The following is an 11,955-nucleotide window of genomic DNA, read 5'->3' on the forward strand; positions in this document are numbered from 1 at the left end:
GGCGTGGGGATGTCGAATATGCACGTTGGTTCCCCGCCCTTACTGCCCAACATTGCTCCGCCATGGGGATCGACGAATGCTGTTACGGTTGGGGATGCTGCGGCATCAGCCGTGGTCGTAGCTGTTCATACCCGATAGCGTCGCCCGCGCGGGGTCGGTGATGCCAACAACGCAGTGTTGTACAACGCCTTGTTGTGATGGATCAGCCCAGCTGCGTGATGGCCAATCGCAGGGCTGCGATCCCTGCGGCCTGCATCGGGTGCTCGTCGATGATGCGATGCACCTGCTCGTGGGTGAACGGCTGTAGTTCGAGGATGCGGCCTTCGGCGTTGTTCACTGTCGCCGTTGTGAACAGCTCATCGAAGGTCGCTGCGTCGATGACGACGGCCGTCAGTAGGTCCGTGGCGAAGCTGAGCGGGTCTACTCCCAGTCCGAGGCAATAGACGGTGAGTGCGCCGTCGCGGCGCGCTTGCTCGAGCCGAGCCGCGAATTCCCATGCCTCGTAGTCGATCGGCGCCAGGTCACTGCCGTGGTCTTCGCTTACTCCGCACAGTTCTTCGGCGAACTCCCGCACCATGTTGCGCCACAGGGAGAAGTCGTTGTCAACGTTCCATCCTGCGTACCCGGAAGGCTGGAAGATTCCCACCGGCACGACTTGATACATGCCTCCGGCGTGCCCGACCTTGCGGGGATCGCGCCAGTGCAGCAGAAACGATCGCGCGTCGGCGGCGGCGTCCCGCCGTATGGTCAAGGTGCTGATCGCGAGGTTGGTGGGCCGCTGTCTCGGATCGCAGGGGTCGATGATGGCTGCACGGATACCGTCGGCGACCGTGTGCCCGAGGTGGGCGGCGGTGAATTCGTGGGCAGCGGCTTCTCCGACGTTGACGCTGTCGAAATAGCGGCCCGTGCCGAATCCAAGTACCGGGGTGTCGCTGGCCAGCTCAGCGTGAAGTAAACGATAGGTCGGCCGGTTTTCGAACACTGCGGGGGCGGCGATCTCCCCCACCACCTCGGCGTATGTCTCATACGGCTGGTCGCTTGTGCGCACGGGCAGCACTGAGCTCCTCGCCGGTGCGGCAGCCGCGCTGTCATCTGCTGACCATTCGAGGGTGATGTCGTCCAGCGGAAGCGGCGCGGGCGGGATCCATTCGAGGCGGGTCAGCAATGGAGTGCCGGCGACCCGGCTTATGTCGGGGTAGCTCGCCGCTGCGGCGGCGTCCAGGGTGGTTCGATGTGACCGCAGGTAAGCGCGCACGTCGAGCCATGCGCGTTCGCTGGGGGTCAGCGTGCGGGGACTGGCACCCATCACTTCCTCCGCATGGTCGGCCCTAGCTGATCACGCTGTCGCGGTGCTGCCATGCCAACGTCAGACACGCAGCGCCCGGCGCGGCAACCGGCTCATTGTCCAACAATCGCTCGATCGCCGCTGCGGTGAACGGCACACCGTCGGCGGCTCGGCCGCCTTCGACGGCGACCACTTCTCCTTCGTCGTTGAACTGGACGGTCGTGCCGAACACGTCGTCGAAGACATCATCGTCGATGACGACTACCGTCAGGATTGTTGCCGCCAGGGTCAGCGCATCGACCCCGAGGCCGAGGATATGGGCACGGAGCTTGCCTTCCGTCTGGGCGGCACCGAGCCGCTGATACAGCGGCCACCGTTCGTAGTCGATCGCCGCGCTGCGGCTGCCGTCGTGCTCGGGCGATCCCAACAGCTCCTCGGCGTATTCGCGGACCATGTTGCGCCACAGTGAGAAGTCGTTACGCCGATCCCATAACGCAACACTCGACGGCTGGAACTCGCCGGCGGGGATGACGTCGTACACGCCCGCAGCTGTCGCCACCCGGGCAGGGTCACGCCAATGCAACAAGAACGATGGCTCAGCCGGATACCGGCGCAGCCGGATCGTGAGAGTAGTGATCGCCGGTATCACAGCACGCCGCGCCGGATCGAAGGGATCACCCACCAACTCACGAAATGGCAGCCGCCTCCGCAACTTCGAGACGTGATCTGGCCAGTGCTCCATGCATGCCGCGGACAGCTCATGCGCCAGCGCCTCGGAGACGTCGAGCTTGTCGAAGTAGGAGGCCAGTCCGAAGTCCAGCACTCCTGACGAGACCGACCCAGCCAGCAAGCGGTAACTCGGGCGGGACTCGAACAGCCGCGGCGGGTCGAGGTGTTTCACCGCCGCCGAGTAACTATCGAAGGCGGTCTCTGCCGTACGCAACGGCCGAACTGCCAACGTTTGCTCTTCGGTACCAGCCACCTGGACGGACTGAGGCCCCTCGTGTAAGCGCAACCGGACCGACTGCAGTTCGACTGGCCGAGAAGGCAGCCAACCCTCCCCGGTCAGAAGCGAGGTCCCGGGCAGCCGGTTATCACTCGGATACCAGTGCGCCGCCAGCCGGCCGAGTTCGGCGCGCTGCCGGTTGAGCCAATGCCGTTGTACCCGCCAGCGTCCTCGGCTGGCCACCACGGCTGCCGGCGTCACGGCCTCTGCGGCTCGCCGTCGTTGCCGACCGGCCATGCCGAGTTCCTCGAGCGGAATTCCCAGGACCGCTGCGATGCTCCGACGGTGCTCGACGTCTGGGTTGCGGGTACCTGTCTCGAGCTGACTGAGGAATTGTTGCGTGATCCCCAGTGCGCTCGCGACAGCGGCCTGGTTCAACCCGATGGCCAGGCGATACTCACGAATGACCTCACCAACGTTGCGGATGTGGCCAGAATCGGTTTCACGCCTCAACCATGCGGGTCCGTGTGCCCCCTCCACTTCGACTCCTCCTGGAATGACTGCTGCAGCAGCGACAGAATCATCTGAGGAGATGTTCTGGCGGCAGGCGAGATGGTTGTCCTGACGGTACAGGCCGGTGCCGCCGTAGTCCTTCCTAATAGGCGAAAATGGCTAGTTGTCTCAACCGTACTTTGCCAGGTCAGGGACCCGTCGGCCTCTCACTACACTCTGTGTGCGAGCTGCCCAGTTCAGATTGACCTGCCGACGTCCAATGGCGTTGTGCTGGGGAAGATCACCGGCAGTTGCTGCACTGCGCGGTGGAATGGACCCGGTCGCCACGTCAACTGTTCTACGGACACGGCCAGTCGCACGTCGGCGAGAACGTCGAGGAGTTGGTTGATGGCGTGCTCGGCGACGACGTAGGCCACGTCCTTGGCTGGACAGAGGTGTGGTCCGGCGCCGAATGCCAGATGGGAGCGGTTGCCGGTGAGGTCACCGCCAGCGATCTCGGGGTCGCGATGGCAGGCGCTGATGCTGATGAGGACGGGGTGGTCAGCAGGTATCCAGGTTCGGTCGACCATGGTCGGCTGGCGGGGGTAGGTGGCGCAGAAGTTCGCCATCGGCGGGTCGGTGAACAGCACTTCGTCTAGGGCGTCTCGGGTCATCAAGGCACCGCTGAGCAGGCCGCCGCCGAATCGGTCGTCGGTGAGCATCAACAGCAGGGTGTTGATGATGAGGTTGCGTATCGGTTCGATCCCCGCGCCGTAGATACTCAGCAGCTGAGCGAGCATTTCGCGCTCGGTGAGGTCGGCTTGATGGTGCGCCAGCCGTGAGGTGATGTCATCGCCGGGGTCGACGCGCTTGTGGCGAATCAACTGAGTCAGTGCTGCGGTGGCTCTGGCCATCCCCGCGGCCGCATCGCGGCCGGAGTCGAAGCGTGCGGCCATACCCGCAGCGACGTCGCTCCCTATCTCCGGCGAGCAGCCGATCAGGTGGTTGAGGACATCGAACACGAGGGGGAACGCGTAGTCGGCGGCCAGGTCGGCGCTGCCTCGCCTGCAGAAGGTGTTGATGCGCGGGACAGCGAGTGCTTCGACGAGGGTCTGCAGCCCATGCAGCTCGATTTTCGTGATGGGGTCCGACGACGCTTGCCGGTAGCGTTCGTGCGTCGGACCGTCGTGGAAGCGGGCGGCGGGCTGCCAGCCGAGCATCGCATGAATGGGTGAGTCCCGCGGAATGCTTTGCTCCCACTTGCGCGGGTCGGCGGGGAAACGGGCCGGGTCGTTCAGGATGTTCACCGCCGTGCGGTAGCGGAGTATCAACATCGCCGGGACACCCGGGGCCAACTCGACCGGTGCTACCGACCCGAATTGCTGACGCAACGACCGGTAGGTGCCGTGCGGGTCAGCCGCGAACTCCGGACTGTGCAGAGACACACGGGAAACGTCTCCGGTGTCGTAGGGAGAACCGTGCCCGACGGGGCCGCGATCAGGCATTGGGTGCTGGGACGAGGATGGGGTGGACATTGACGGGACTCCAGGGGGCAGGCAGCGGTCGTCGGCAGGACTGGGGCGCGCATCTCGAGCCGCGGAGCGTTCTGGACGCAACACCCAACGTTGTCGGTGTGGTCTGGCCTCGAGACGGTGGTGGGCGGTGAATGGCGTTCGGTGTGACTAGGCCAAGACGGTGCCGATGGCGGTGAGAAGTGCTTCCTGTTCGGGCAATTCGCACAGTCCGAAGATGTGGCCGTCGGGCTGCAACATGCACAAACCGTCGACTTCGTCGGCGCCGTACAGCTTGTGGGCCGCAGCGGTGTCGGCGATGACGGCACCGTCCGGTGCGCCGCGACGCTGCTCGGGAGAGGTGATCACCGAAACGCGGACCCGCTCACCGAACCGCTGCGCGACCCGGTCTCGCAAGGCCGTCAATGCTGGAGTCGTCTCGGCGGTGCGCTGGAATACGAGCAGCGTATGTCCGGGATGGTGCAGCAGTTCGTGCAAGCGCTGTCGGGAGGTCAGGGCAACGTCGGGGGCGCGGTCCCCGGCGATGAGGCCACCGAGTGACGTGATTCCTGGCGCTGTAGGGACTGTGTGCCGGTAAGTGGTCGCGATCCCGGAGATTCCGTTCACCGCTTGTTCGACGAATCCTGGTTCCCGGATGATCGCCAGACGCTCGGCGAGCGGCGTGCCGTGCGCCATGAGCAGGTCGTGCAGCGTTTCGGTCCTTTTGATGACCTGTTGGGCTGCAGGGCGCCGCTGCGGCTGGTAGGTGTCGAGTAGCTCCTCGCGGGCTTCTCCCTTGGTGACCAGGGCGAGTTTCCAGGCGAGGTTGTAGGCATCCTGCAGGCCCAGATTCATGCCTTGGGCCCCGGCGGGTGAGTGGTGGTGGGCGGCGTCCCCGGCCAGGAATACGTTTTCGCGCCGGTAGTCGCTGATGCCGATGCGGATGGTGAAGTTCGACGCCCATTCGGGCTGGCCGAGGGTGACCGTGCCGTGGAAGCAGCGGTCGAGCACCGCCTGGAATGCTTCCTGCGTGATTTCGGTTTCGGGATCGGCGCTCATATCGCTGACCAGCAGCCGGTGGATGTCGGCGGGCAGGGGTATGAGCAGCGTCATTCGGTCGGCTTCGACCAGGTAATCGAGGTCTTCGCCGGACAGCGGGAGCCCGGATATCGGCGCGTCGGTCATTCTCATCTGGTCGGCGTAGTACTTGCCGCTGACGACGGTCATGCCCATCTGCCGGCGGACGGTGCTGTGCACTCCATCGCACCCGATCAGCCGCTGGGGATGCAGGATCTCCTCGCGACCGTTGGCTTTGTTCACCACCCGCGCGGTGATGTGACCGGCGCTGTCGGTGCTGAGGGACACCAATTCGGTGTTCCATTCGATGGCGCCTCCGAGCGAGGCGTGTTCCTCGTGCAGGATCCGCTCGGTCTCGGCCTGGCTGATGTTCAGCATGAACGGATAGCTGCTGTCGAGCTGCGTGAAGTCCAGTCGCGCGACCTCGCTCGTGCCCAGGAAGTGATAGTTCATCCGTCGAGCACGGCGTCCCCGCGCAACCAAGGGGTCAGCGATCCCCCAGTGGGCGAGCAGTTCCAGCGAACGCGCATGCACGACGCACGCGTTCGAGGTTGTCGCCCGACCGCCCGCTCTATCGATCACGCGGCACGCCACGCCCCACCGCCGCAGGATGATCGCGGCCAGCGACCCGACCGGTCCCGCGCCGACGATGAGGATGCGGTTGCTGTCTTCGGAATCATGAGACATGGATTGGCCTTCCTGATCGAGGGCTACGGTTTGCGGGCGACCGCGCCGTAGGCGGAGATCGGACGGGTTTCACCGACCTCGGTCTCTCCGCAGCGCCATTGGGTGATGGACACGAAGCCGGGCTCGACCAGCTGCAGCCCGTCGAAGACGGCTTTCAGCTGCGCCTGCGGGCGCGGGAGGTAGGGTGTGCCGCCGGTGCCGGTGTAGTTGAGGCACAGGGTGACGTAGGCGCGGCTGTCGTCGGTGCCGTCCCACAGCGCCAGATAGCTGCCCGACGCGACGGCGTCCATGACGGTGCGCACGATGCGCAGCAGCTCGTCGTAGGTTTTGGCGTGGCCGAGCACGCCCATGAACATCACGGCGATGGGTTCGTTGAAGTTCAGGACGTTCTTAGCGTCGGCGATGATCCGCTCGGGGTCGTGGTAGTCGGCGTCGATGTAGGTGACCACGCCCTCGGCGGTGGTGGAGGTGAGCAGCGCCCGCGCGTGGGTGAGGACCAGCGGGTCGTTGTCGACGTAGACGATCCGGGCCTCTGGCGTGATGGCTTGGGCTATCTCGTGGGTGTTCTGCATCGTCGGCAATCCCGTTCCGACGTCGAGGAATTGCCGCGCTCCAGCCTCGTGGGCGAGGTAGCGCACGACGCGGATGAGGAATTGCCGGGACTGCACGGCCATCGTGGTGATGTCGGGGTCTACTTCGATACCGGCATCGCCTGCGATGCGGTCGATCTCGTAGTAGTCCTTGCCGCCCATCCAGTAGTTCCAGATCCGCGCCGACTGCGGGATATCTGTCCGGATGGCGGGCACACCGACACCGAGTTCTGCCACCATGGTCCTCCCTCGTGCTGGTCCAACACCGCCAGACGGCGGTGACGATCAGCGTCTCGGGCAGCCGCGATCGGCGATAGATGAGAGCAGTCCGCCCAAACAGCGCGGCCAGTTGCACGCATCACCGCTGCTCAAGCGACTGTTGAGCAGTGAGCGACTGCGGTGATGAGGTGACCTCTCATCTTGACCACCGGTCTGCGAGGTGATCACCGCGTGGCGGGTTCACCGGTGGATCGGAGCGAAGTCGGACTACCGTGGATCTGTTCACCGGGTACGTGGCAGGGGCGGATGAGGGATGAACACCAACAGGGCTCGATCATGCGAGCCGACGTGCGCCAGGCGCATTCGCGACAGAACCGTCGCACAGCAGGCGCAAGGGCAGCAGCCGTCCATCGGATTGTTGCAGGCGATCGCCGGCGAAATCGCCGATCATTGCGGGCATTCCGCGTTCAAGTCGAATCGGCTGGCCTGGGGATGGACCGTCGCGCAGGCCGTCGAAGAATTCCACCAGATGTGCAGGCGCGAAAACCTCAAACCCCGCGGGCTGGTCGTGCGCTCGTGGATGGAATGGGAGGCCGGGTTACGGCCGAGCTGGGACTACCAGGACCTGCTGTCACGGCTGTTCTGCACCAACCCTGTCACCCTGGGATGGGCCGCCGACTACGGCCCGGCCACACCACCACGATCTTCTCGTGGAGCGCTGCTGGCTGCTCGCACGCTGATGCACCTGCCACCGGCCACCGACGCGTTCACCGGCCACCGCGAGGAGGTCGCGCGATTGGTGAGTCTGCTCGAGAGTCCGTCCACCGCGGCGGTCACGATCGCCGCGGTCTCCGGCGCGGCCGGAGTCGGTAAGACGGCGTTGGCCATCCACCTCGCCCACCAGCTCCATGACGCCTATCCCGACGGGCAGCTGTATGTCGACCTCGCCGGCACCGACACCAGCCCCGCTGCGGCGGGCGATGTTCTGGCCGGGTTCCTGCGCGAGTTCGGTATCGAGGGCAGTGACATTCCCGAAGGTCTCGACGAACGCGCCCGCAAGTACCGTGCGTCTCTTGCCGGGCGGCGAGTGCTGGTCGTGCTGGATAATGCCGCCGACGAAACGCAGGTCCGCCCTTTGCTTCCCGGCACTGCCGGATCCGCTGTTCTGGTCACCAGCCGCGCACCCATCGCCACGCTCGGAGGAATGCACGTGCCCCTCGATGTGCTCCCCGAAACCGAGGCCATCGAATTGCTGTCGCTGCTCATCGGAGCTGACCGCGCCGACGCCGAGCCCGGTGCGGTGCGCGAGGTTGCGCGGCTGTGCGGCGGGCTGCCGCTGGCGCTGCGGATCGCGGGCGCTCGGCTGATGTCACGCCCGAACTGGACAGTGGCGTGGTTCGCCGACCGTCTGGCGGATGAGAGCCGTCGCCTGGATCTCCTGGCGGTCGGGGATCTTCAAGTGCGCGCGTCGTTCGCGTTGAGCTACCACAGCCGCAGCGACCAGGAGCAGGCCGCCTTCAGGATGCTGGCGTTGACCGCCGGGAACTTTCCTGCCTGGAATCTCGCCGCTCTGCTCGACACCGACCTGGAGACGGCCGAGCAGCTGCTGGAGAATCTCGCCGACGCCCAGCTGGTCGAGATCGCCGGAATCGACACCACCGGCGCTGTGCGCTATCGCCTGCACGACCTCGTCCGCGTCTTCGCCCGCGAATGCTCCACCCGCCACGACACCGACGATTCCCGCCGTAACGCAGCCCGACGACTCGTCGGCACCTACACCGACGCCGTACAGGCTGCCGCGTCGATCCTGCACCCAGGAACCGACTCCGACATCAACAGCCCCGACGGCGCCGACCGAGCCGCCGCGGCCGAGATCGCCTGCGCCGACCCCCGGCGATGGTTCACCGTCGAGCAACCCAATCTGGTTGCCGTTGTGGGCCTTGCCCACCACTCCCGGCTGTGGGAGCAGACCTGGCAGCTGGCCGCCGCACTCTCAGCGATGTTCGATTGGCGCGCGGACTGGCAAGCATGGGCCCACACCCATGAGCTGGCCCTGGACGCCGCCCGCCGGGTCGCCACCGACGGCCACGGCGAAGCGGTCATCCTGCGCAGTCTCGGTGCGCTCTACCGGGAACTGGGCCGCTTCGAGGAAGCCGCCACGATGCTGACCCGCGCGGCCGCACTCTTCCGCCGCCGCGCCGACCAGCGCCGATGGGCGGCCACCACGAAACTCATCGGTGACACCCGCCGCTACCAGGGCCGGCTCGACGATGCCCTCGACGCGTTCTCCGCCTCACTGCTGACCGCGCAATGCGAGTCCGACGACCGCTCCGTCGCCGGTGTCCTCAACGGCCTCGGCGACGCCAGCCGTGGCCTGTCCCGCTTCGCCGAAGCCGGCCGATACTTCACCGAAAGCCTCACCATCTACCGCAAACTCGCCGACGAACTCGACCACGCGCGCACCCTCGTCCGCTACGGCTTGGTGCACCGCGACCAGTGGAACAACTCCCACGCCCTGCGCATGTTCGAACAAGCACTCTCAGTTCTCGAGGAATTCGATGACCAGCGCTGGCAGGCACGCACCCTGCGCCACATCGCCGTCGTCCACCGCAACACCGGCAACCTCGACCACGCACTCGGGTTGTTCGAGCAATCGCTGTCACTGTTCGATCAGCTCGCCGACCGCCGCGGCGCCGCGGTCACCCTCCGCAACCGAGGCGACGCCCATCGCCTCGCCGGCCACCACGCCCCCGCGGCCGACGACATCACCCGCGCCCGGGGAATCTTCGAATCGATCGCTGATCACCGCTGGATCGCCCGCTGCCAGCTGAGCCTGACCGACCTACACCGCGTCAACGGCGACATCGACCAGGCCCACCACGCCCTCGACACCGCCTTCGACATCATCTACCGCACCACCGGCGACCGTCCCGCCCAAGCACGCGCACAACGACAACTCGGCATCCTCTGCCGCGACGGCGGCGACTACGACACCGCCACCACCGCCCTCGTCGACGCACACACCCTGTTCACCAACCTCGGCGACCAGCTGTGGATCGCCCGCGTCCACGCCAGCCTCGCCCGGCTCGCGCAACGCCGAGGAGTCGACCCGGAACCGGAGATGAAGGAAGCACTGGCGATCTGCCACCGCCACGCAATCACCACACCCGACAGCATCGAGATGGTGTTGAAAGAATGGTGAAGATGCCCGGACCCGCCGAGCCGACCCGCTACGAGCAGATCATGCGCCAACACTCCCGGCGCGCCGGGGACGCGGCGGCCATGTTCTGCGACGCCAGTCAGGCAGCGCGTGCGCTCGTCCCGGTGTCCAGTGACCATGAGCAGGTCATCCGGGATGTCGCCGCCGGTGTCGCCGCACCCGCGCTGGTCGGCGCTGTGGCGTGGATGCTGCGCGAAGCCGCTCGACGCGGTTTGGCGCGGCTGCGTTTCCTGTCCCGCGACGGGCAGATCTTCTACGAACTCACCCGGCGCCTCGCCTCGATCTCCGGCGTGGAACTCGACATCGAGTACGTCTATAGCAGCCGCCTGACATGGAGCCTGGCCGCCAGCGACCCCACCTGCCTCGACGAGGAAGCGTGGCTGTTCAACAGCTTCATGAAATCCAACGCCCACGACCTGTGCGCACGCCTGGGCCTTCCGCTCGACGATTACACACCGCTGCTCGCCGCCGCAGGGGTATCCCTGGATCCCGACTGCCGCGCCGATCAACCCCAACAAGCCGGCGCCATGCGGCAATTCCTCCGCACACCACAGATCATCGAAGTCGTCGCCGACCGCATCACCGAAACCCGCCGCCTCCTGGTCGACTACGCCAGCGAGCACGCACTCCTCGACGCCCGCACCGGCCTGGTGGACGCCGGATGGACCGGCCGCATGATCGACTCGCTGCTCCGCGCCTGCCGCACCCACACACAACAGCGGCCGCGCGCCCTGCTGTGGGGCTACGAACCACGCAAAGCCGCCCCAGACAACCTCGACCGGGTTGCCGCGTACATGTACAACACCGCCACCGGCAACGGCCTGCAATGGCGGGTACCCGACGCACCCTTCCTCATCGAAACGTTCTGCATGGGCGACCACGGAATCGTCACCGGCTACAGCAGAACCGCCGAAGGAATGGTCGAACCAGTCCTGCGAACCCCAGGCAATCCCGCGGCCGCAGCGTGGGGACTGCGCACCTATCGGTCGACCCTCTACGCCTTCGCCCAGCAGCTGACGAGCCTGCCGCAGGAGGATCTGCGCCCTCTGATCCACGAACTCATGGCCGCGTTCTGGTGCCACCCCTCACGCAGCGAAGCCGCAGCCTGGGGTGCCTATCCCTACGACAGCGACCCGGCGGGGACCGCGACGCGACCGCTGGCCACACCCCTCGATGAGCGCGAACCGGTCCGCGGAGACCGGGCCTGGATCTCGGGTGCGCTGGCGTTGAGCCCACCGACCATCCGTCAGCGGTACCTCGCCGATGCTTCCCTCGCTGAGGTGCTCGGAGTCCCCGCCCCAGACTAAAGAACTTTCAGGACGCTGCTGGAGCGGACACCGGAAGGTGTGTTCTGTCCTCAAGATGAGCGCCGGGTCGGACAGGGGCGAAGGCTTCTTCCGGCACTCGGCGCAGGAACTGTTTGAACTGTCGTGCCGAGCCCGGCCACGGGTTGGTGACCCGCCCGTTGGGGTGCTTGTACCAACTCGGCCCGGTCTGCGGCCACACGGTGTCGTCGATGGCGTGCTCGAGCCATTGCTGGTAGGACTGCATGGCGGTTGCGTCGACTTCGATTGCTGCGGCGCCGATGTGTTCGCGCCAGCGCAAACAGCGGATGATGTAGGTGATCTGGTGTTCCTTCATTGCTGGGTTGCTGCCTGCGGGGTTGAAGGTGTTCGGTCCGGCGATGAGGAAGGCGTTGGGAAACCCTCGCACTGCTAATCCGAGGTAGGCCGAGGCGCCCTCAGCCCAGTGCTCGTGCAGCAGTCGACCGTTGCGGCCGCGGACGGTGACCGGTACGAGGAACTCCGGTGCGCGGAAGCCGGTGGCGTAGATGACCACGTCGGCGCGGTGGTGGCCGCTGTCGGCTGTGTCGAGCCCGCTGGAGGTGAACCGGGTGATCGGGGCGGTGATGAGTTCGACGTCGGGCC

General features: G+C 66.1%; 8 protein-coding genes. 2 read left to right on the forward strand and 6 right to left on the reverse strand.

Going from position 1 to position 11,955, the window contains the following annotated elements:
- Positions 1–202: 202 nt before the first annotated feature.
- The 5 genes from ACIA5H_RS30330 to ACIA5H_RS30350 form a co-directional block, all read right to left on the reverse strand.
- The gene (locus ACIA5H_RS30330) at positions 203–1,306 is read right to left on the reverse strand and encodes a hypothetical protein (protein WP_397079020.1); all 1,104 of its coding nucleotides are present in this window, start codon (positions 1,304–1,306) and stop codon (positions 203–205) included.
- A gap of 22 nt (positions 1,307–1,328) precedes the next feature.
- A complete protein-coding gene (locus ACIA5H_RS30335; protein WP_397079022.1) occupies positions 1,329–2,744 on the reverse strand; it encodes a helix-turn-helix domain-containing protein in 1,416 nt (471 codons plus the stop codon).
- A gap of 236 nt (positions 2,745–2,980) precedes the next feature.
- Positions 2,981–4,168: a cytochrome P450 gene (locus tag ACIA5H_RS30340; RefSeq protein WP_397079024.1), complete on the reverse strand. Its 1,188-nt coding sequence runs from the start codon at positions 4,166–4,168 to the stop codon at positions 2,981–2,983.
- Positions 4,169–4,405: 237 nt separating this feature from the next.
- Positions 4,406–5,998: an FAD-dependent monooxygenase gene (locus ACIA5H_RS30345; RefSeq protein ID WP_397079026.1), complete on the reverse strand. Its 1,593-nt coding sequence runs from the start codon at positions 5,996–5,998 to the stop codon at positions 4,406–4,408.
- 23 nt (positions 5,999–6,021) lie between these two features.
- The gene (locus ACIA5H_RS30350; RefSeq protein WP_397079028.1) at positions 6,022–6,828 is read right to left on the reverse strand and encodes an SAM-dependent methyltransferase; all 807 of its coding nucleotides are present in this window, start codon (positions 6,826–6,828) and stop codon (positions 6,022–6,024) included.
- Between the two features lie 292 nt (positions 6,829–7,120).
- On the opposite strand from ACIA5H_RS30350, the gene ACIA5H_RS30355 reads away from it, so the two are divergent.
- Both ACIA5H_RS30355 and ACIA5H_RS30360 read left to right on the forward strand, forming a co-directional pair.
- Positions 7,121–10,009: an ATP-binding protein gene (locus ACIA5H_RS30355; protein ID WP_397079030.1), complete on the forward strand. Its 2,889-nt coding sequence runs from the start codon at positions 7,121–7,123 to the stop codon at positions 10,007–10,009.
- Positions 10,010–10,011: 2 nt separating this feature from the next.
- The gene (locus ACIA5H_RS30360) at positions 10,012–11,334 is read left to right on the forward strand and encodes a hypothetical protein (protein ID WP_397079032.1); all 1,323 of its coding nucleotides are present in this window, start codon (positions 10,012–10,014) and stop codon (positions 11,332–11,334) included.
- 7 nt (positions 11,335–11,341) lie between these two features.
- Here the strand turns inward: ACIA5H_RS30360 and ACIA5H_RS30365 are convergent, their stop codons facing one another.
- Positions 11,342–11,866 (reverse strand): hypothetical protein, encoded by a 525-nt coding sequence (locus ACIA5H_RS30365; RefSeq protein WP_397079034.1) that lies wholly within the window; start codon positions 11,864–11,866, stop codon positions 11,342–11,344.
- Positions 11,867–11,955: the final 89 nt, after the last annotated feature.

This window comes from Nocardia sp. NPDC051900, from assembly GCF_044452545.1.
GTDB lineage: Bacteria > Actinomycetota > Actinomycetes > Mycobacteriales > Mycobacteriaceae > Nocardia > Nocardia sichangensis.

Coding starts and splice junctions, on each gene's coding strand:
- ACIA5H_RS30330 (WP_397079020.1), bottom strand. CDS start 1,306: ATGGGTGCCAGTCCCCGCACGCTGACCCCCAGCGAACGCGCATGGCTC.
- ACIA5H_RS30345 (WP_397079026.1), bottom strand. CDS start 5,998: ATGTCTCATGATTCCGAAGACAGCAACCGCATCCTCATCGTCGGCGCG.
- ACIA5H_RS30350 (WP_397079028.1), bottom strand. CDS start 6,828: ATGGTGGCAGAACTCGGTGTCGGTGTGCCCGCCATCCGGACAGATATC.
- ACIA5H_RS30355 (WP_397079030.1), top strand. CDS start 7,121: ATGAACACCAACAGGGCTCGATCATGCGAGCCGACGTGCGCCAGGCGC.
- ACIA5H_RS30360 (WP_397079032.1), top strand. CDS start 10,012: ATGCCCGGACCCGCCGAGCCGACCCGCTACGAGCAGATCATGCGCCAA.